Genomic DNA, 21,161 nt, shown 5'->3' with positions numbered 1-21,161 from the left:
CTCTCTAAACCACCAATTTTAAGATGCAAGAAAACGATAAACAAAATTCTAAAGAAGAAAAAAAAAATCTTCTCGATGATATTCTGGCCAACGCGCTCTCTTCTACAAAAAAATATAAAAAGACAAATGCAGGTCTTGAAACCAAAAAATGTAAAAGCTGCGGAGCAGCAAGACCAGAAGACACAGATCTAAAATATTGTGATTTCTGTGGAGACCAATTCTACTAAAAAAATCTTTTAAAAATATGTCATTCAGTGAAACACAAAACAGATGGGACGGTTTCCTTAAAAAAATCAAAGATCGATTCGAGGAGATATTGGAGAAAACAGAAGCTGTATTACCACTGTTATTTGAAGCCACCGATTTTGAAACTACTACATTTCATAACGCCTGGCAAGGAATCTATTCTCAAGCCAATGAGCTTATCTGGAAAATAGACAGTACATGGGAAGATAAGGTTGAAGAAGCCTTTGAAGATGCAGGAGCAGAATTTGGTTCTAAAAAATTTATACAAGAAAGAGATAAAGGATATTTAACAAAATTTGAACTTGAACAAAAACTAAAATCCTACGAGGTTAAAATTTTCGCAGATGCTGCAAAAAAATTACTGAAAGAAGTAAAGAATACTTTATCCAAAGATTTTTGTTGTACCCAATGTCAAGCTAAACTCCCGGTAAAAGATAATTTTTTTAGATCCTATTACAGCACTTGTGAATATTGTCAGACAGTAAATACGTTCGAACCAGGAACTAAAGCCAGAAACATCGAACATTTTGCTATTCATGCTCTTGGAGAAGAGGCCGCTTTAGAATATTATCTGCATTACGAAGAACTTAAGTTTCAAAATTATATACAAGATTCAGAAACGTATGGTACCGATGAATTAACCCCTCTATATCAAAAATATGTAGAAACCTACTTAAAAAAAAGAATCGAAATCATACCAGATTATAAAGACAGGTATGAAAAAGATCTTAAAGCTAAAATTGCATTTTTAACTAACTACTAGTAATCCTAAAAGAAAAAAATATGTCAAACTCATTTAGAAGTCAATTACGTTCGGTAATCGAATGGCAAAACCCAAAACCCGAAACTCTTTTTGAAAAATGGACAGAAAACGGGGACGAAATTAAAAATGCTTCAAAATTGATCGTAGGGCCCGGACAAGGATGTCTTTTTGTATACGAGGGCAAAGTAGAAGGCGTTTTTGAAGAAGAAGGGCTTTACGATCTTAAAACGGGTAATATTCCTTTTTGGACGACCATCAAAAGTATCATGTATACCTTTGAGTCTTCCCATAAAGTAGGTATCTTTTTCTATAGAAAAGCAGAAATGCAAAATATACGGTGGGGAACCCCTTCTCCTATTACCTATAAAGATCCCGTTTATAACTTCCCTGTGGGATTAGGTTCTTTTGGTAATTTTTCTTTCAAAATTACTAAACCAGTTGATTTTTTCATCAACGTTATTGCAGGTGACGACTACTATCCTGTAAAAGCGATACAAAAAGTTATTCTATCCAGAATTACCCAACCTATCAGTGATTTTCTTGCCAACGCTTCATTTAGCTATGTAGAAATTGATAAACATCGTAATGAAATTGCAGCATTCTCTCAGAATTCGAGTGCGCAAATCTTTAATGAGCTAGGTTTTGAACTACTTGACTTTAGAATAGAAGGAACCAGTTTTGATGAAGAAACTAAAACAAGAATTGGTCGAATCACAGATATGAGTGCCGAAGCCCAGGCAATGAAAGAACTTGGGGTAAGCTACCAGGATTATCAACAACTCGAAGCATTAAAAAATATGGCAAAAAACGAAGGTGGTGGTAATATCGGTATGCAAATGGGAGCTGGACTAGGAATGGGTCAAATGCTAGGAAATATGATGAACAATCAAGGTCAACAATCTACACCTCAACAGAATACTCCTCCTCAACCTGAATCTCAACCTCAAAACGACGACCCAGTACAAAAATTAGAAAAACTTAAGAAAATATTTGATGCTGGCCTAATCGACGAACAGGAATACAAACTGAAGAAACAGGAAATATTATCTCAATTCTAAAAAACAGAAAATAAATCTTTAAAAATTATACATTATGAGTACAGTTAATGAATTACATCAAGACGTTTCAGGAAAGCAAAAAGACGAATATAGAGGGTACCTAACGATCCTAGGTCGTATGGATTGGCATAATTATGATTACACAACATGGCCATGTGCAGATCTTTCTTTTCAGGATCTTGAAGATGATGAAGATTATGATGTTTGGCCATTTAAACCAAACTTAAATGAACCACATTGGGTGGATCTTAATAACCAATTTAAGTCCGGTATCAGAAGATATGGGTATGTAAATAAACTCGAAATGCCAGAGCAGGTTCGTGAGCTTTCTCATGATGATGCTACCAATATTCTTAATGATATCAAAAACCTTAAAAATAGTGACCTTTCAGAATTTAATGATCAGATTCATGAATATGGATTCTCTGATGAAGATCATTTTTTATGGGGAATATCGTTACTAGATTCTGCTGAAGAAAAAGCATACGACGATGCTGACAACTTTTTAAAAGAGCAAAAAGCCAAGCTAGATGCTCAAATGGATACTCATATAGAAGCAGCAGAAGCTGGTGGATTATTAGATCCTATAAATGGTATTGATATGGAAACCTGGGCTGCTGCCAATGCAAAAATAGCTGGTGGTATGGATTTAGAAGAAGTACTTAAAATTGTAGGAACAGAAAAACCAATCTGGGATGAAGTATCTGCAGAATGGACTGCAAGAATGTCTCAGGATACAACTTTTGCGATTTCTAAGGTATATGGTGATGCTTTTATGAATTCGAACATTGGCAAATTTGCAGATGCAGGAACCAATCAAGAATCTGAAACTGGTTCTCCTGCCGGAAACAATGATATTTATGAAGATTTCGAACTTTATATTAAAGTTATGTGTCATCAAAATATGGGAGCGGCACAAGGAAAAGATGCTGCTTCAATCTTACAAGAATATGGACTTACAGTTACCGATTGGAGTTCTGTAGGTATGCATTGGACTCCCAAAATGGCTACAGATACTCGCATGGCATTAAAAATGGGAGAATTAATGGAAAAATATAATGCCGAATTTGCTTCAGAAAAAGCAGGAGACGACATCGATTTTTAAAAGAAAACCAAAGTTTTATGTATAGATGGCCTGAGATTCATCAGAAACCCACAACATTACATTACTTGAATGGTGAAATCGGGTCATCTTGTTTTTGAAAACAAAAATAATCATGGAAAATAATATCAAACAATTCGGAGTACATATTAAAAGTAAAGATCGTTATCTGGCATTTGTGACACTCAACAACACCAGCTTTCCAGAGTTTAAACACCTTAACAAGGTTCCATCGGTACTAAGAGAAAATGATCAAATAGAGCTTATTGTATATCTACAAAATTTTGAAAGTGGATCCCTGTTAGCACAAGTAAGAAAACTAGCTTTGGGAGGGTTTAATGAAGATATAAATTTCAATATAGAGCCTTTAGAAAAAGAAAACATGTATAAGCTTACTACCGATAAGACAATACCTGATGGCAGTTTTTTATTTATTTCGACAGGATGGAATGAAATCTTAACCGTTTTTCTTGGAGATAGTGAACAAGAAGCCATCGTTTTCTTTTCTGATACTAGTTTAAGGCCAGCATATGCTGCTGTTCCTGATCTGGAAGATGCAATTAAAGCTTTTCCTAATTCTCAGGAATTAATAGATCTATTACCAAAATGGAAAGAAATTAAACAATTAGAGCGGCAAGAATTAGAATATAAATATGTTGAAGAAGCATGGCAAAAATATCAGGAAACTGAAAAAATTTCACTAAAAATACGATACCTTAAAGATATGCAAATGGCACTTAATGGTTTTCTTGCTAATCACCCTGAAAGTAATAAATCTGAAGAATGTAAAGAAAGGCAAGGCGAAATTGACACCAAACTTCCTGAGTTAGAAAAAATGATGTGACAGCAAAAACACGATGGGTCTATTTCATATGGAAATAAGGTATTATACGCATTAACCGTTTTAATATCATATAAAGATGTAATAATAAGCTTTATATAATACTCCTATAAAATTAAAAAAAGATGAAAGCAAAAAATTTAATCTTAATCACAGTTCTTACACTAATAAGTAGTTTTAATATTTGTGCACAAAAACTAAAAGATTTTGGAGTATATATTAAAAGTAATGATGACTACATCAAATTTGTAACACTCAATAACACCAACTTCCCAGAGTTTAAAGATCTTAACAAGGCTCCATCGATACTAAGAGGAAATAATAAGGTAGAGCTTATACTATACTGGAATAATTTTAAAAGTTCATCTCTTGTAGTCAAAGCAAGAAAATTAGCTTTAGGTGGGTTTAATGAAACTATAAATTTCAGTATAGAACCTTTAGAAAAAGAAAACATGTATAAGCTTACTACTGATAAGACAATACCTGATGGCAGTTTTTTATTTATTTTGAATGGATGGGATGAAATTCTTACTGTTTTCCTTGGAGATTCTGAACAACAAGCTATCACTTTCTTTTCTGACACTAACTTAAAGCCAGCGTATGCTGCTGTTCCCGATCTTGAAGATGCGATTAAAGCTTTTCCAAATTCTCAAAAATTAGCGGATTTATTACCAAAATGGAAAGAAATTAAACAATTAGAACAACAAGAATTAGAATATGAATATGTTGAAGAAGCATGGCAAAAATACCAAAAAGCAGAAAAAATATCTCTAAAAATAAGATACCTCAAAGATATGCAAATGGCTCTCAACAATTTTCTTGCCAATCATCCCGAAAGTAATAAATCTGTGGAATGCAAGAAAAGACAAACCGAAATTAACACCAAGCTTCCTGAGTTAGAAAAAATGATGTAATATAAGGATAGCTCTTAAAAGATAATTTTTTTAAGTATAACCTCAAAACCTATATCTCTCATCTTTATATTCTGAGTTTTAGGTTTCAAAACAGGGATCAAAAAATAAGTACTAACACCTTAAAACTAAAAACCATGATTGGAGGAATCACATTAATTATATTAAGTATTATAGCGGCACCATCACTATTGCTATCAAAGACATCAAAAACAAAACAATTTTTAGAAAAAATCGAACCGTTGCCAAGCGTGATCAGATTTATGATCGGACTTCCATTCTGTTTCTGGGGTGCATGGGGTGTCATTTCGACAATTTTGAATCTAGAATGGATTACAACATTTCCTATCTGGTGGATCACCTTATTAGCAGAGAATATTATAGAAGCTGCATTAGGTTTCATGTTAGTCTTTGCCTCAATAAAAAAGTTTTTCTTATCCAAGAATAAAGCTACAAAAGAAAAAGCAAGTCAATTAAGAAAAAAATCAGCATTAAAACAAAATAAGTTAAGCGTTTTAGGAATCATTATTAGCTGCTGGAAGATTATAGCATCTTTCTTACTCTTCACATAGAATGTTCCCTATCAATTGTATATGTCTTCTCTCAGAAATAAATGATGTTTAGTACCACATTTACACAACAACTTCTAAAGAAGAGATGGTCAAAATCCTTAAACAGAAAATGAATGATCCAACAACCATACTGGTCGAGGTAACCACCAAAGAAAAAACAAGACAGAATGGACTGCTTTAACGCTCGCTGAGATTGAAGATGTAAAAACAAAAGCTCAAAAAATGGCTAATCATCCCCAAAACAATAAGTCTCAGGAATGTAAGAAAAGACAAGCCGAAATTGATACCAAACTTCCTGAATTGAAAAAAATGATATAACATGAAGATAGTTATTAAAAGATAGTACCTTTCGAAGTATGATATAAAAAGGCTAAGTTCTAAAAAGCATATTATTTACTACTATGTTTTTAAATTCCATCCAGGCAGTATTGGAAGCAAAGGCTATAGCTGCTACGGTTGCCATTTTACTGGTTGAATTTTTTATTTTTTCTAAGACTAAAAACCAATTCAGATAATTCTGAAGGTATTTTGTTGCCACTCCATTGAAGGGCTCCATAAATTTCCTTAGACGCATATCCATATTATTCACATTTTGTACGTGATATATTTTGTCAACAGCTCTTTGACCCTTCGAAGCATTAAATTTTTTGTGTGCTACCTTCTTGTCTTTTGCAAATGCAGTATAGCTTCTGTGACTGTCGCTACAAAGGGTTTCTACTTTAGCCAACTTCCCTTGTAATATAGTCTCCAAGTCACTTTTACTAATGCGACCTCTGGTAGCTACTTTGAAATCTTTGTTCCCTGATCGGTCACAACTGGCTATCACAGCTACTTTTTCATTACTGAGACCAGCTTTACTTGCCTTTGCGCCACGTTTTCTAGCAGGACGATCCAAATTTCGATTCCCTTTTTCAGAGTAAGCAAAGAAAAGATCATCACTCTCTAGGATTCCTTGGAATTCATCCACACTTACGCTCCCAAAGGAGACAAGTAATTTGTGCCTCCAATCAAAAGAAGTCTGAATAGAAATCCCTGTTTCTTTGGCACTCTTGCGAATACTATATCCAGAGAGTAAACAGAATAAATAACGATTAACTTTGTCTTTCTTCTTGAGGTTGTACCAGAACTTACCGGTAGTTTCACTAAAGTTTTTATGACAAGTATTACAAACATAGCGCTGTACTCCTTTGAGCTTACCATTAGCCTTAATTTTATTGCACTTACAATGAGGACAGCTTATGGCTTTACTCTGATTGCTATCAATCAGGGCTGAACCCTCAGTAGAGATCTCCAATAATGTGGAAACAATTTCTGATTGAACCAAAGCCGATGAACTAATGAAAAAATCTCTAAAATCTTCTGGTATCATTTCTCCGTTTTTATAAAGTAAAGATAAAACATATTCTAATTAGAACTTAGCCTATAAAAATAAACAGGTTTAAGTCCTGTGTATGCTCTAGTGCATAAAGCTGAACAAAGTGAGAATTCTTTCCACTCTTAGCGGACATTATGATCCCGCACCAGAAATTCCTAATTTAGAAGAAGAAAAGTTTATAGAAATAGTGAACAAATAAAAGAACTCTATACATTTTTAAACCTAAAAATGAGATTCAAAATTAAGAAGTCAAAAACATCAAAAATTCTCTACAATAATCTAAAAAACGACCAATCTACTTAAACCTTCTTTATCTGATCAAATGGATAAAAGTTCTCATAACCTTATCTTTTAATATCACTAATATTACATATTCAGAATGAATGCAGCCTATTTTTTAAATAACCTACTGAAACACAAAATCCATTGTTAGAATAGAATGATTAAATACAAATAAGTTATCCTATTCTAATAATAAACTCTCATATTTGTAATTAAATTGATAATCATAGATTATCGTAACACTAACCTATAGTGATAAAAAGTGTGTGTGTATTTATCGCTTAAATTAAATCAAATCAATTTTTATGAAAACAAAAATTTTAATTTTACTAAGCATATTTGCTTTAGGAACTTCTGTTGATGCCCAAGCGCAAAAACTAAAAAAATTTGGTGGTCTAACTGAAAAAAAGATAGGTCCAAAAACTATAAAAGTACCTTATACAGATATCGTAACTTATCTTGGGTATGCTGCACCAGGTAATGAAGATGAAGTAAAAGATGGTAAGAAATTTTACTATATCTATGTATGGGTTCCTGCCGTGGCTCCAGAGCTTGGTATAAGAATGATGTCGCCAGTAGGTAAAAATAAAGTAAAAGGAGCTACTCAATCTGCAGCATATACAGAAAATGCAGGTTCTAGTGATTTCTTTGATACCTACATTACTTTAGAACGTTCTGATATCATCAGCAAAGATAAAATTAGTGCAGAAGCAGCAAAAAGTGCTAACTGGACTGTTTTAGAGCGTAATGATGACAGTAGTGAAATGCCTAAGCAGCCTAGCGGAAGTAGTTACAACTCTTTATTGAGATATAAAAGTGAAGTGGGAGATCCTCTTAAAGCATTAACTGCTGGATTATATCGAATTGGTTTCACAACATATAAAACTGGTGAAGTAAAAGGTACTTTCTTAGCTCAAGTTGCTGCTCCTATTAAATTACCAGGAGTTGTGATGGCTAAAACTATCGAAGAATTAAAAAAAGGGTTATAATATAATTCATTAAACACACACTTACATTTACTCCTATATATGCTTGTAAAGTATCTATAGGAGTACTTGTTTTATATAGGCATTTTAGATTTCATTTTTTCTACAATATTATAAGCTGCTGGACAAATTGCTACATTTTTCAACGTTAAATTAGATATCTGCTGAAACTTTTTACGATCTGTATGTGGATATTCTCGACATGCCTTTGGCCTTACTTCATATATCGCACAGTAATTATCAACACCAAGAAAAGTACATGGAGTTTGTTGCAATATCAAATCTCCATCTTCATCTGTTCTCAGGTATTGTTCTTCAAACTTTCGGGGCTTTATTCTTAAAAATTTTGCAATACGCTCTACATCTTTATCTGTAAATAATGGACCCGTTGTTTTACAGCAATTCGCACATTCTAAACAATCTGTATTGCTAAACTCTTCATCATGTAACTCCTGCATGATATGATCTAGTTTTTTAGGTGTTCTTTTTTTGAGTTTAGCAAAGAACTTTTTGTTCTCGTTATGTTTATCTTTGGCCAGTTTCGGTAATTGGTCTATAAATTCTTGCATAGTACAAAAGTAAGACTTTTGAGAGTTTTGATTACCAATTACTAACATATTCAACTTCAATTAAGACTAGTTTGAATCTGTAACAATATTTTAATCCAACATCTAAAATCATTTCCCACAATTATAAACCGCTACTCATGAATAAAGATATCTTCGGAAAAGCCATCAAAGATTTTTACAATAAAGAATACACAGAAGATATTGTTGTACAGGCAAATGATTTTGATGATGATCATATCCCTATCCCCTACCTGTTTAGAGCTTATGCTGAAATGCCAAAAATAGAACAAAAAGCATTAGAGCTTTCACACGGAAAAGTACTAGACGTAGGTTGCGGTGCTGGAAGTCATAGTTTGTTTCTTCAGAATAAACAAAAACTAGAGGTAAAAGCTATAGATATCTCTGAAGGTGCAATCGAAATCTGTAAAAAAAGAGGAGTGCAACATGCTATAGTACAAGATATTTATGATCATACTGATGCCACATATAACACCATACTATTATTAATGAATGGAAGTGGGATTATTGGTACTATGGATCATATCGATCGGTTTTTCACACATATTAAAACACTTCTTGCTCCCGGAGGTCAAATCTTAATGGATTCATCAGATATTTCCTATCTTTTTCAAGATGAAGATGGAGGCTTTTGGGTAGATGCCTCTGCCGGATATTATGGAGAAATGCAATATAAATTAAAATACAAAAACCAAGAATCAGAATGGTTTGATTGGTTATATATTGATTATAATACACTTCAAAATGCTGCTAACGCTAATGGTTTTCTATCAGAATTAATAATTGAAGGAGAAAATAGTGATTACCTGGCCAGATTTACTTTAGCATAATAGTAAAAATCTTTATAATAATATTGATGGTACAATCTTTGTGGCAAAGAAATCATTTAACAAAACAATGTTAAACTAGAAATAAGACACGATATAAATTCGTTTACTTACTAGTCATAACCTCTTTAAAAAGAAATCCTGTGCAAATAACAAAGCTCATTGTTTACCTATTGATCTCTTCTTTTATTCTCATTGGATGTTCTGACGACGATGATAACAACCTTGCTACAAACGCATTACAATCAGGAAACAAAAGACCTTTGGGTAGTTCTGCAAATGATTTGCTAAGTGCAACCAATTTTAATAGTATAACGATCGAGATTATAGCTGTACAAGGGTTCGAGCCCACTACAACGGCAATACAAGGGTTTAGAGAATTTTTACAAGATCGATTATTTAAACCCGACGGAATTACGATCACACAACGTTCTATACCTTCCTCTGGTAAAGCTCCTTTTTCTATTGAAGAGATCGCAGAAATAGAAAGTACTACCAGAACACTATTTAATAAAGAAGACGATATCACCGTATATGTATATTTTGCTGATGGAAGCAAAGAGAATGACACCAATGAACAAGTAACTTTAGGTTCTGCATACCTAAATACTTCGATGGTAATCTATGAAGGTACATTACGTGCATTAAGCGCAAGGCCAAATTCTCCATCACTTGATGCTATAGAGACTGCTACTCTAAATCATGAATTTTCTCATTTAATGGGGTTAGTAAACATAGGTACTCCTCTACAATCTGAACATGAAGATCCAGACGCAAGTAACCATTGTAATGTATCAAGTTGTTTGATGGAAGCTGCTATAGAATTTGGTAGTGGGATGATGGGTATGGGTGATGTAATTCCAGAACTAGATGCCCAATGCATTGCTGATTTGCAAGCAAATGGAGGTAGATGAAATAAAAAAGCACCATCTTATTATTCTGATGATGCTTTCTTGAAAAAAATCACTGGCATTCCTAAAAATTAATCTTTCTCTTTTTTAATCTGCTTATATTTTTATTGTTCAACTTTAGAATCTGCCAATTTCACAAGTGAGAATGCTCCTATTGCCATTACAATATCTCTTACCGCTACATCAATATAATGTCCTCCAAACAGGAGAGTTAATGCTATAGCTATTAACCATACCATAACTATATATCCGCCTATCTTAGGGCGAGAAAGCACCATAATACCAGCAATAACTTCGATCACTCCCACGATAATCATAAATATTCTGGCTTCAAAAGGTAATATACCCACAAATCCTGAAGAAATATACTGGCTCCAATCTGTAAGTATATTGGTAAATTTATCTAATCCGGCTACTATAGGCACAAGACCGTATGTGTATTTTAATAAGGTAAAAACTGTCTTAATCTGCGAATCCATAATTTCAAATATTTTTTTGTTATTCGGTTTTTAGATAAAAAATCCAACTTTTGGTTACAAAGTTTTGTAACTTTTTGTACAGTTTTTCATCTAAGCTATAAATAACAAGCTATGGAGCCCATTAAAATCAATGATTATAAAACTCATAAAATATCAGATTCTGATGTAATATTCCGTATTCATTCTGGAGAAAAAGAGTTGTATGAAATCTTGTTAAGAAGAAATAATCAAAAACTGTATCGAGTTATCCGAAGCTATATTGACGATCTGACCGAAATTGAAGATATAATGCAAAACACTTATCTCAAAGCCTATGAAAAACTACACCAGTTCAAACACAACTCGCAATTCTCTACTTGGTTAATACGAATTGGAATAAATGAAACTCTGGCTCGATTAAAAACAAAGGGAAAATATCTTAACTTATATAAATCAGAAAATAGCGTATCGAATGATTTTATTCTCGAAATTCCTGATGCTGAACAACTAAATCCCGAGAAAAAAATGATACGACAAGAAGCAAAACAGATTTTAGAAAAAACTATTGATTTATTAGATGTAAAATACAGAACTGTTTATGTTCTTAGAGAAGCTGAAGGTATGAGTATGGCTGAGATATCAGACTGTTTGGGGTTAACAGTTTCTAATGTAAAAGTTCGCCTACATCGTGCCAAAGATATGATTAGAGAAGAACTCTATGAACTCTCTCTGGATACTGATATTTTCGAATTCGGATTTAGCAAATGTGATACTATCGTAGATAAAGTAATGAAGACCATCTAATACACCTTTTCCCCATCAATATAGGTAGCTTTCACTTTTATATTTGGAATTTGATCTTCATCAATTTCCATGATGTTATCCTCAAGAATTACAAAATCTGCAAATTTCCCTGCAGTAATACTTCCTTTTTCGTACTCTTCAAAATTACTATATGCTGCCCAAAGCGTCATTCCTTTTAGGGTCTCTTCCCTGCTAAGTGCATTTTCTTTTTGAAAACCACCTTCTGGATACTGCTTTAGATCTTTTCGAGCTACTGCTGCATAAAAAGTATAGAATGGACTTACATGCTCTACAGGATAATCTGTTCCTAAAGCAACTCTACCTGTTTTTTCTAATAATTTCTTATAAGCGTATGCTCCTTTAATACGTTCTTCTCCCAATCGCTCATCTGCCCAATACATATCACTGGTAGCATGAGTTGGCTGTACACTCATGACCAGATTATTATTAAGGGCTTCAAATTCTTCGGGAGCAACCACTTGGGCATGCTCTACTCTCCACCTTCTATCTGATTTATTTTGTAGTACATCATAATACGTCTTTATTACTACTGCATTGGCCGAATCGCCAATGGCATGGGTATTCATCTGAAAAGGTGACCCAGCTAATCGTTTTGCCAGAGTTTTAAATTCATCATTACCTATGACCATAGCTCCATAATGATTTTCCTTATCTGCATATGGTTGTTTTAATGTAGCTCCTCTAGACCCCAGTGCTCCATCAGCGTACACTTTAAAAGAAGAAACATTTAGCTTATCTGTTTTGTGCACTCCATTCTTCAGATAATGATCTACATATTCGGGTACATTACTTACCATAGCATACATCCTGATCTTAAGTTCTTTTATTTTCTGTAAGCTATCTATCAATGTGATCACTTCGGGGCTCAATCCCGCGTCATCTACAGTAGTTAATCCATAACCAAAATTAATCTTTTCGGCATCTTTTAAAGCCTGTATTTGCTCATGTACTGTAGGTTTAGGGATAACCGCACCAATCAACCCCATAGGATTATCGATCAGTACACCTGTAAGTTTTCCTTCTTTTTGAAGTATCTCCCCTCCTTCTACTTTGGTATTTATAGTAATTTTAGCAAGATCTAATGCTTTTTGGTTTGCTATCATTGCATGGCCATCTACCCGGGTTACTGCTACAGGGATATCAGGAAACAAACTATCTAGTTTTTCTTTGGTCGGAAATTCTTTTATCTCCCAGTCATTTTGATCCCATCCTCGTCCTGTAATGAATGATACATTTTTTTCTTTCTGAAAAGCTACAATCCTATCCAATACCTCTGCATAACTCTTGGTTCCCATAAGATCTACTTTTTGCTGTTGTAATCCAAGACCATAGAAATGGCAATGTGCATCAATTAACCCTGGCACTATTGTCTTTCCTCCTGCGTCCAAAGTATTAGCAGTTATATATCCCTTCAAAATCTCATCGTTACTACCTACGGCAACAAATTTACCTTCCTTTATTGCAAATGCTTCTGCTCTTGGGTTTGTGTCCTCTACAGTATACACATTCGCATTAATAACCAATAAGTCTACTTCAATCGGTTTCTTGCAAGAAAAAAGTAATACAGTAAGAACCAATAGTAGGGATAATCTTTTCATTATTGTTGACTTTTTAGAATTCTAAATGTAAAAATATCTGATGGGTGTAGTGGTTAAAGTTTTCTTAATATCGAAATTATGAATTTAAAACCTTTAATATATGCTATCATTAATAAATCTCAGTAACGAAAAATGAAACTGAGATTTTGTATTCTTGCACAATAAGCAATAACTAAACTATGATGAACAAACAAATTTTTATTTTATTTGCTGTAATTTTAAGCTGCAACTGTTTTTCACAAATAAATTTTGAAAAAGGCTATTATATTAATAATTCAGATCAAAGAATAGATTGCTTGATCAAAAATTTAGATTGGAAAAACAACCCTACAAAATTCTTTTATAAATTATCAGAAAATACAGAGCCAAAAAAAGGGCACATTAATTCTATCAAAGAATTTGGCATTATAAACAAATCAAAATATGTTAGAAGAAAAGTAGATATCGACAGATCAAGTGAAAATTTAAAAGATCTAAGTACTCTTAGAAACCCTGTATTTAAAGAAGAACAGCTTTTTTTAAAGGTTTTAGTAGAAGGAAAAGCCAATTTATATCGATATGGAGATGGTAATCTAAAAAGATATTTTTATAAGACAGATACCTCTTCTATTCGACAATTAATTTTTAAAAGTTATCGAACTACCAATGTTCAAAAAGGAAAGAACAACAGGTATAAACAACAATTATTGAACATATTAAAATGCGAAAGCATTTCTGTAAAAGATTTGAAAAATGCCAACTATACTAAAAAGGAACTAGTAAATTTATTTGTCAAATATAATAGTTGTAGCGATTCTGCCTTTATAAATTTCGAAAAAAAACAAAAAAGAGATCTTTTTAATCTAACCATAAGACCAGGGATAAAGAATACGTCTTTATCTATACAAAATGTTATTTCTTATCCAGACATCATAGATTTTGGCAGTAAATTAAGTTTCAGGTTTGGAGTTGAAGCTGAATTCATTATGCCATTTAACAAAAACAAATGGGCCTTACTTATCGAACCTACTTATCAATACTCAAAATTTGAAAAAATAGTAGACCAACAAGTAATAAATGTAGATTATAAATCTATAGAATTACCGTTAGGGTTTAGACATTATTTTTTCTTAAATAACAATTCCAGGATATTTATAAATGGGGTATTTATTATCGATTTAGACATGGATTCAAAAATAAATTTTGAAAAAGATGCTGATCTCACTATTAAAACAGATGGAAACTTAGCTTTTGGTATTGGTTATAATTATAACCAAAAATATAGTTTAGAAATGCGATACGGATCAGGTAGAGCTATTTTAGGTGATTATACTTTTTGGAATTCTGATTACGAAAGTTTATCGGTAATATTAGGATATACTTTGTTTTAAAATTCATTTACTGTAGTAAGGGTCGAAAATGTAAAAGCTATATTCTAAAAAAAGATCTTAAATCAATACCTTTTTTATCACTTTATATCTTACAAAGAAAAACAAGCTACTTAAAAATAGTATTTAGGTAGCTTATTTTATTTAGTAATCTCTTGACCATTATTTATTAGTTTTTGCTTTATTATATCAAGATGAATTCAGAGAAATTAAAAATAAAAACTTAAATTTCATAAAAATAAAAACATGAAGATCAAGCACAACAAATTATACTATATCTTAATATTAACCGTATGTATTGGCTTGAATTGCAACGCTCAAAAAAATCAACAACAACTAGATACTCAAGTCATTCTTCAAAAAAGCACAAAAACATATGACCCTGATAATCGTTGGTTGGTGGCAAATCTAAAAATTCATATACAAGAGCCTCGTTTATCTAACCCTTACAGATATTCTATCTTAAAAATGAATAATACTGATAACAGCTTTGAATTAAAAAGAAATAGAGGTAAGCATATATCTACACATATAATAGATGAAAAAGGGGTCTCCAGAACGCTTTTAGATGGAGAAATTAATACGGATAGTATTCAAATAAAAAAATATCGATTACAACCAGAACGAAACCTCAACTACCAAAAATTTTATCAGCATTTAATTGGTTTACCCATGTCTTTAAACAACGTTACAGTTGATACTTTTGGTAAGACAAGTAAAGCTATATTTAATGATACAGATAGTTATAAAATTGAACTTGTATTGAAAGAAGCTATATTTTCTAAACACTGGAATGTATTTGTTTCTCAAAAAGACTATACCCTATTAGGTATCGAAATTGTATTTCCTGATGACCCTGCAAAAGGAGAACGTCTTTACTTTTCTGGTAACATTACCATTGATGGAGTTAAAACCCCAAGAATACGTCATTGGCACGAATATGACACCGATGCATATTCGGGATCAGATATTATAGTTAAAGAGATCGTTAAAAACAAGTAGCTTTATTAATACAATAATTTTCTTAGAAGAAGCTTTAGGCTTTTTCTAAAAATGACAATAATGAATTTCGATATGTTAAGCTTATCGGAATATGTCTTTTCTTAATTTCTACGTACTCTTTGGTATATGTCTTTATTTTCTTGGTATTTATAATATAAGATCTATGTATACGCATAAAGGAAAGAGAAGGTAATCGCAATACAAGGTCACTCATCTTTTCATAAACAATCAAAGTATTCTCTATTGTATGAATTTTGACATAATTCCCCAGCCCTTCGATATATAGTAGTTCTGAAAAATTAATTTTAACCATTTTTTTGTCTGCTTTCACAAAAACATGATCAATTACAGGCGTAGATATAACAGTAGAATTTGATAAATTAGGATTAATTTTTTGAATGGCTTTTAAAAAGCGATCAAAAGAAAAAGGCTTTAGAAGATAGTCTACTGCACTTAAATCAAATCCTTCTAAAGCAAACTCACGATGTGCGGTTGTAAATACGACTTTAATTTTATTCTCTATGATTTTGGCCAAATTTAAACCTGATAGCTTAGGCATTTCAATATCCAAAAACATCACATCTACCGGATGATTCTGAATATAATCTAAGACTTCCAGAGCATTTTTAAATTCCCCAATTAGATCCAAAGTAGAGACATCTCCAATATATTTTTTTAAAATATTTCTTGCAATCTGTTCATCATCTACAATAATACATCGAAGCTTCATCTGTATATGTTATTTTTCGCAACTTACTTATTATATCGTAATTCTTAATACAATAGTATATAATCTTTCTTCATCTTTAATATCCAATTGATACCGATCATTATATAGGATATCTAATCTTTTTTTGATATTCTGTAAACCAATTCCTTTTAGTGAAGAATCGTCTACAGTATCTTCTGGTTTTGAATTTATAACTTCATAGATTAATTGACCATTTATCACCTCTAATTTAACAATTATATGAGCAATTTTGGTTTCGTTTTTTAAACTATGTTTAAAAGCATTTTCTATAAATGGAACCAAAATAAGAGGAGGAATAGATACTGAATCTATTTGTTCGGGGATATCAACCTGTACATCTACTCTATCTTCAAACCTAGATTTTTCTAGATCAATAAAATCATTTAGCAAACTGATTTCTTTTTCTAAAAGAATAAATCTTTGAGAACTCTCGTATAAAGAAAAACTAAGGAAATCTGATAATTTGAGAATAAGTTCAGGTGCTTTTTTTGAGCTTTCTAAAGTTAACCCATAGATATTATTTAAGGTATTAAAAAGAAAATGAGGATTAATTTGCGATTTTAGGTACTTCAATTCTGATTGCAATTTTTCATTTTCAAGAGTTTTAGCCCTCTTTTGTAATTCTGCTACTTTCCAAATAACCGAAATTCCAATAATAAAAATTAAAGGAGAAGCAATGATCATTGAAGCTTGTAAAAACTTATACGGCAGCCATATTCCAGAATCAACCATATCAGTGTGAAGAGTGGATAATATTTCATAATTAATAATTCGCTGAATAAATCCAGAGATAATTAATGTGAGTAAGGTATACGCAAAATATTTTGCCGTTTTACCTTGCAATAAAAGTTTTGGCAACAGCACAAAATAATTAAAATACACAATAATAAGTCGCATAGGCATATTCATAAGCTCAAAAGTCAATGCCTCAGTATATTTCCCTTTATAGCTAGCCCCAACTATGGTAAATATAGCAGTATACACAATCCAAAAACCAATATGAAACCAAATGCTTTTAATCTTCATCAATAACAAAGCTATAGGATTTTTGGATTTCAGTCCTACCAAAATCTATAATTTATGCAAATCTATAATCTATTCATGTGTAATGAATTCACATAAGTAAAAACCAATTACACATCAAAAAAGGGGAATTTAATATAAAATCGATCTTCTCAATTCTTTTATCAAATACATTCGTTAAAAGAAAAAACAATAAGTAGTATCAATCTCACACATTTTATTTTTTAAAACAAATATAGATGAAAGCAGTTTTTTGTATTATTTTTTTTATCGGGTTTGGTTTTTATGGTATCGCACAAAAACCAGTTGAGCGATTAAACAAGAGTTTTATAGCCTATACTATTCCCGAAAAAGACATATTGCCCGAAAATGTTGCTTATGATCCTGCAGATGCATCTTTTTATATTGGTAGTACTCGTAAAGGAAAAATCATAAAACGAACCAAAGATGGAGCATATCATGATTTTGCAAAACCGCAACAAGATGGCTTACATATGATTATCGGGATGAAAGTCGATCCAATACAAAGATATCTTTGGGTATGTAGCTCTGGAGGAAGTAACCTTATTGGATATAATAGAAAAGATAAAAACGAAGGGCGTCCTGCAGGGATTTTTAAATATGATTTACAAACAGGAAAACTCATCAAAAAATATTGGATCGATATTCCTGGAGAGGTTCATTTTTTTAATGACATCGTTTTGGATACATCAGGAAATCTATATGCTACACATATGTTTTCTAACCCAATATTGTATACGATCCAAAATGACAACGATGAATTAAAAGTCTTAACTTCTCTTTCTGAAATAAAATATCCTAATGGTATTACTATTTCTGATAACAATACTTATCTATTTATAGCACATTCTGAAGGAATTCTTCGCATACATATCAAAACTGGAAAAAAGCAAAACATACAATATTCTGCGGATATTGACACAACTGATAACAAAGGCATAGATGGGTTATACTTTTATAAAAACTCTTTGATCGGTATACAACCAGGTAAAAACTCAGTTAAAAAATTCGTACTCAATACAGAGCAAAATACGATTATAAAAACTATACCTCTAGAGTATAATCATCCTATGATGAACAATCCTACTACAGGGGTTTTGGTAGACAATGAATTGTATTATATCGCAAATGCACAATTCGGAAGTTTTAATAAAGATGGATCCCTATTCTCTATGGAAAAATTATATGAACCTACCATCTTAAAAGTAAAACTAGATGATTAACAACACCTTATAAAAATACTAATTATGGATAGGAAATAATTCTCAACTACAGGTATTGTTGAGCACAAAGAATTGGCTCAATACCTATTGGATCATGAAGCTCAAACCATGTATTTACCGCTGCTCTTTTCGGAAAGATCGACATCATCAATCGATATTAGAATTTTCACTCCGAATACTGTATGTAAAAGGACCACATGGGCACATTTCTTCATCACCCAAAATAGAGTGATGATTAATCAAAAGAAGTTGTTAAGCATCTAAAAACCTTTAGGTAAAAAAAGACAAGAATAGATCTCTTTTAAACAATCAAAAAACGAACAGAAAATCAAATGAGGTCTATTTTTGTTGTATGTATGATGGTGAACGTATTATCATCTTCACAAGAAGTTATTGATGTTCCTTTAGGGAATGGCACTATTATTTTGGATGGAAAATTAGAAGAGAATGCATGGAGTGATACTTTATAATTTTCTAGCTAAGCATATAAAAACCTATTAAAAAACGCGCATGAATTTATGCGCGTTTTTTATTTTTTGGATCAAAATATTGTTCGAGATCTAATTACTTATTTTTTAAAATCCACGTATTGATTTTATTTTCTAGCAATGCTAATGGTACACATCCGGTTTCTAACACTTGATTATGAAACTGGCGAATATCAAATTTATCTCCTAGTGCCGCTTCTGCTTTAGCACGAAGTTCTCTTATTTTTAACTGCCCGATTTTATAAGATAATGCTTGACCTGGATTAGCCATATACCGTTCTATTTCTGAAGTAATCCCTGCTTCTGATTCTGCCTCATTATCTAATGAATATTGAATTGCCTGCTCACGTGTCCAGCCCTTAGAATGTAACCCCGTATCTACAACAAGACGAACAGCACGGTGCATTTCTGCTCCTAACATCCCGAAATATTGATATGGATCGGTATATAAACCTAGTTCTTTACCCAAAGATTCACTATACAATGCCCAACCTTCACCATAACCACTGTACCATAATGTTTTTCTAAATTTTGGTAATTCTTCACTTTCCTGAGTTAATGAGATCTGATAATGATGGCCCGGTATTGCTTCATGTAAAAACAACGACTCATCACTATAGGTATTATACTTGGTTACTTCTGGAATCGGTGTATAAAAAATCCCTGGGCGAGTACCATCTAATGATCCTGGATTATATTCTGCACTAGCTGAGTTCTCACGAAAAGCTTCTGTTCTACGTACTTCAAATGGTGTTTTTGGTTTTACATCAAACAGTTTTTCAATCTGTGGCTTCATGCGATCATGGATTGCATTAAAATTATCGATCACTTGCTTTGGTTCTGTAAATGGCATCAATTCTTTCTTATTACGCACATAATCAAAAAATGATTTTAGATCGCCGGTATATCCTACTTGCTCTTTGATTTTTTCCATTTCAGAAGAGATTCTGGCAACTTCAGAAAGTCCCAACTTATGAATTTCATCGGCTGTCATGGTCGTTGTCGTATACAACTTGATTTGATATTGATAAAATTCTTTTCCACCAGGTATACTTTCAATACCAGAGCTTGCTCTACCTGCTTGTAAATACTCTGTACTCATAAACTTATGAAGACTTTTATACGCAGGAACAATTTTTTCGGAAACCATTTTACCGTAAGCTTCTGTTAATTGTTTTTTGTCTTCATCAGAAAATTCTTCTGGAAAATTCTTTGCAGGAGTATAGAAAAGATGTTGATCTAAGTCTTCAATCGTTAATGCTTCTAATTGTGGAAGTACTTTTACGATCAATGATTTTGGCAACACATACCCTGCAGTCATACCTTCTTTCATTTTTGCTTCGGCAGTGGTCATCCAATCTACATAGCCATCAAGGCGTTTTAACCAATTGTTATAATCTTCGACAGTTTTAAAAGGTTGTGCGCTTGCCCCACTAGCCAATTGACCGGCGACAAGATTAATAGACCACATCTGATCGATTGGAAAGTAGTCTTGATTAAAATTAAAACCTTCCAAATTCATATCACATTCCCAATTGAGAATTGCCTTAGTCATCTTCTCGCTTTCAGATAGTGTAGTATCATTAAATTGCGCCAATTGTTCTTTATACTTTTTAAAATAAGCTTTAGTTTTATTTACTGTTTCCTCTGCCAGAGGATTAGGAAATTGGTCGTTAAATCTATTATCGCCGGCAAAGGTAGCTTGTACCGGATTGAGCTGCAGACCTTCTTCATAATAATTATCTAGCATCTCATTAAATTTGGCACTAACATCTATCTTTTCCACAGGTTCTTTGGTTGTAGTCGCTTCATTTTTACAACCTGTAAAAATCATAGCAAAACAGGCTATAGAAAGCATCTTTTTGATCATGATATGGTATATTTTTGATTTAGGAATGAAAGATAGGAAAATTGGCATGAAAAGAAATACATCTTAACACTGCA

The 21,161-nt window shown here is 32.4% G+C and carries 22 protein-coding genes; 15 read left to right on the top strand and 7 right to left on the bottom strand.

Annotation, left to right across the window (positions count from 1 at the left end; genetic code table 11):
- Positions 1-23 precede the first annotated feature (23 nt).
- The 7 genes from ATE84_RS09385 (at position 24) to ATE84_RS09355 (ending at position 5,493) form a co-directional block, all read left to right on the top strand.
- Positions 24-227, top strand: a complete 204-nt coding sequence (locus ATE84_RS09385) for a hypothetical protein (protein WP_101447717.1) — start codon at positions 24-26, stop codon at positions 225-227.
- 17 nt (positions 228-244) lie between these two features.
- Complete coding sequence (locus ATE84_RS09380) at positions 245-1,009, top strand: hypothetical protein (RefSeq protein ID WP_101447716.1); 765 nt, start codon at positions 245-247, stop codon at positions 1,007-1,009.
- A gap of 20 nt (positions 1,010-1,029) precedes the next feature.
- Positions 1,030-2,067: an SPFH domain-containing protein gene (locus tag ATE84_RS09375; protein ID WP_101447715.1), complete on the top strand. Its 1,038-nt coding sequence runs from the start codon at positions 1,030-1,032 to the stop codon at positions 2,065-2,067.
- A 34-nt stretch (positions 2,068-2,101) separates the two neighbouring features.
- On the top strand, positions 2,102-3,172 hold the full coding sequence (locus ATE84_RS09370; protein WP_101447714.1) for a DUF6620 family protein: 1,071 nt from the start codon (positions 2,102-2,104) through the stop codon (positions 3,170-3,172).
- A gap of 112 nt (positions 3,173-3,284) precedes the next feature.
- Positions 3,285-4,013 (top strand): hypothetical protein, encoded by a 729-nt coding sequence (locus tag ATE84_RS09365; RefSeq protein WP_101447713.1) that lies wholly within the window; start codon positions 3,285-3,287, stop codon positions 4,011-4,013.
- 122 nt (positions 4,014-4,135) lie between these two features.
- Positions 4,136-4,924, top strand: a complete 789-nt coding sequence (locus ATE84_RS09360; RefSeq protein ID WP_101447712.1) for a hypothetical protein — start codon at positions 4,136-4,138, stop codon at positions 4,922-4,924.
- A 134-nt stretch (positions 4,925-5,058) separates the two neighbouring features.
- Positions 5,059-5,493 (top strand): hypothetical protein, encoded by a 435-nt coding sequence (locus ATE84_RS09355; RefSeq protein ID WP_101447711.1) that lies wholly within the window; start codon positions 5,059-5,061, stop codon positions 5,491-5,493.
- 370 nt (positions 5,494-5,863) lie between these two features.
- Here the strand turns inward: ATE84_RS09355 and ATE84_RS09350 are convergent, their stop codons facing one another.
- The gene (locus ATE84_RS09350) at positions 5,864-6,862 is read right to left on the bottom strand and encodes an IS1595 family transposase (RefSeq protein WP_101444842.1); all 999 of its coding nucleotides are present in this window, start codon (positions 6,860-6,862) and stop codon (positions 5,864-5,866) included.
- A 593-nt stretch (positions 6,863-7,455) separates the two neighbouring features.
- On the opposite strand from ATE84_RS09350, the gene ATE84_RS09345 reads away from it, so the two are divergent.
- Positions 7,456-8,139 carry a Lipl32 family lipoprotein gene (locus tag ATE84_RS09345; RefSeq protein WP_101447710.1) on the top strand — a complete coding sequence of 228 codons (684 nt, stop codon included), beginning with the start codon at positions 7,456-7,458 and terminating at the stop codon, positions 8,137-8,139.
- Positions 8,140-8,210: 71 nt separating this feature from the next.
- Here the strand turns inward: ATE84_RS09345 and ATE84_RS09340 are convergent, their stop codons facing one another.
- Positions 8,211-8,705 (bottom strand): YkgJ family cysteine cluster protein, encoded by a 495-nt coding sequence (locus tag ATE84_RS09340; RefSeq protein ID WP_101447709.1) that lies wholly within the window; start codon positions 8,703-8,705, stop codon positions 8,211-8,213.
- Positions 8,706-8,842: 137 nt separating this feature from the next.
- Here ATE84_RS09340 and ATE84_RS09335 point away from each other — a divergent pair, with 137 nt between their 5' ends.
- The gene (locus tag ATE84_RS09335; protein ID WP_101447708.1) at positions 8,843-9,553 is read left to right on the top strand and encodes a bifunctional 2-polyprenyl-6-hydroxyphenol methylase/3-demethylubiquinol 3-O-methyltransferase UbiG; all 711 of its coding nucleotides are present in this window, start codon (positions 8,843-8,845) and stop codon (positions 9,551-9,553) included.
- A 140-nt stretch (positions 9,554-9,693) separates the two neighbouring features.
- Positions 9,694-10,464: a hypothetical protein gene (locus ATE84_RS09330; RefSeq protein WP_101447707.1), complete on the top strand. Its 771-nt coding sequence runs from the start codon at positions 9,694-9,696 to the stop codon at positions 10,462-10,464.
- Between the two features lie 101 nt (positions 10,465-10,565).
- On the opposite strand, the gene ATE84_RS09325 is transcribed toward ATE84_RS09330, so the two are convergent.
- On the bottom strand, positions 10,566-10,940 hold the full coding sequence (locus tag ATE84_RS09325; RefSeq protein WP_101447706.1) for a hypothetical protein: 375 nt from the start codon (positions 10,938-10,940) through the stop codon (positions 10,566-10,568).
- Between the two features lie 111 nt (positions 10,941-11,051).
- Here ATE84_RS09325 and ATE84_RS09320 point away from each other — a divergent pair, with 111 nt between their 5' ends.
- Positions 11,052-11,723, top strand: a complete 672-nt coding sequence (locus ATE84_RS09320) for an RNA polymerase sigma factor (protein WP_101447705.1) — start codon at positions 11,052-11,054, stop codon at positions 11,721-11,723.
- On the opposite strand, the gene ATE84_RS09315 is transcribed toward ATE84_RS09320, so the two are convergent.
- The gene (locus ATE84_RS09315) at positions 11,720-13,342 is read right to left on the bottom strand and encodes an amidohydrolase (RefSeq protein ID WP_101447704.1); all 1,623 of its coding nucleotides are present in this window, start codon (positions 13,340-13,342) and stop codon (positions 11,720-11,722) included. The two genes, ATE84_RS09320 and ATE84_RS09315, sit on opposite strands and share 4 nt — an antisense overlap.
- Before the next feature lie 296 nt (positions 13,343-13,638).
- Between ATE84_RS09315 and ATE84_RS09310 the strand changes: the two genes are divergently transcribed.
- Entirely contained in the window at positions 13,639-14,712 is a 1,074-nt protein-coding gene (locus ATE84_RS09310; protein ID WP_233195778.1) for a PorT family protein, read from the top strand.
- A 243-nt stretch (positions 14,713-14,955) separates the two neighbouring features.
- On the top strand, positions 14,956-15,711 hold the full coding sequence (locus ATE84_RS09305) for a DUF6503 family protein (protein ID WP_101447703.1): 756 nt from the start codon (positions 14,956-14,958) through the stop codon (positions 15,709-15,711).
- 34 nt (positions 15,712-15,745) lie between these two features.
- Here the strand turns inward: ATE84_RS09305 and ATE84_RS09300 are convergent, their stop codons facing one another.
- Together ATE84_RS09300 and ATE84_RS09295 are read right to left on the bottom strand one after the other, a co-directional pair.
- Positions 15,746-16,441 carry a LytTR family DNA-binding domain-containing protein gene (locus tag ATE84_RS09300; RefSeq protein ID WP_101447702.1) on the bottom strand — a complete coding sequence of 232 codons (696 nt, stop codon included), beginning with the start codon at positions 16,439-16,441 and terminating at the stop codon, positions 15,746-15,748.
- A gap of 30 nt (positions 16,442-16,471) precedes the next feature.
- The gene (locus ATE84_RS09295; RefSeq protein WP_101447701.1) at positions 16,472-17,488 is read right to left on the bottom strand and encodes a sensor histidine kinase; all 1,017 of its coding nucleotides are present in this window, start codon (positions 17,486-17,488) and stop codon (positions 16,472-16,474) included.
- A gap of 236 nt (positions 17,489-17,724) precedes the next feature.
- On the opposite strand from ATE84_RS09295, the gene ATE84_RS09290 reads away from it, so the two are divergent.
- Both ATE84_RS09290 and ATE84_RS26090 read left to right on the top strand, forming a co-directional pair.
- On the top strand, positions 17,725-18,729 hold the full coding sequence (locus ATE84_RS09290) for an SMP-30/gluconolactonase/LRE family protein (RefSeq protein ID WP_101447700.1): 1,005 nt from the start codon (positions 17,725-17,727) through the stop codon (positions 18,727-18,729).
- Positions 18,730-19,061: 332 nt separating this feature from the next.
- The gene (locus ATE84_RS26090) at positions 19,062-19,199 is read left to right on the top strand and encodes a hypothetical protein (protein WP_158237215.1); all 138 of its coding nucleotides are present in this window, start codon (positions 19,062-19,064) and stop codon (positions 19,197-19,199) included.
- Between the two features lie 94 nt (positions 19,200-19,293).
- On the opposite strand, the gene ATE84_RS09285 is transcribed toward ATE84_RS26090, so the two are convergent.
- A complete protein-coding gene (locus ATE84_RS09285; RefSeq protein ID WP_101447699.1) occupies positions 19,294-21,087 on the bottom strand; it encodes a DUF885 family protein in 1,794 nt (597 codons plus the stop codon).
- Between the last annotated feature and the right edge of the window lie 74 nt (positions 21,088-21,161).

This window comes from Aquimarina sp. MAR_2010_214 (assembly GCF_002846555.1).
GTDB lineage: Bacteria > Bacteroidota > Bacteroidia > Flavobacteriales > Flavobacteriaceae > Aquimarina.
Note: the sequence above shows the minus strand (reverse complement) of the source record. Positions and strands in the feature narration are given on the sequence as shown.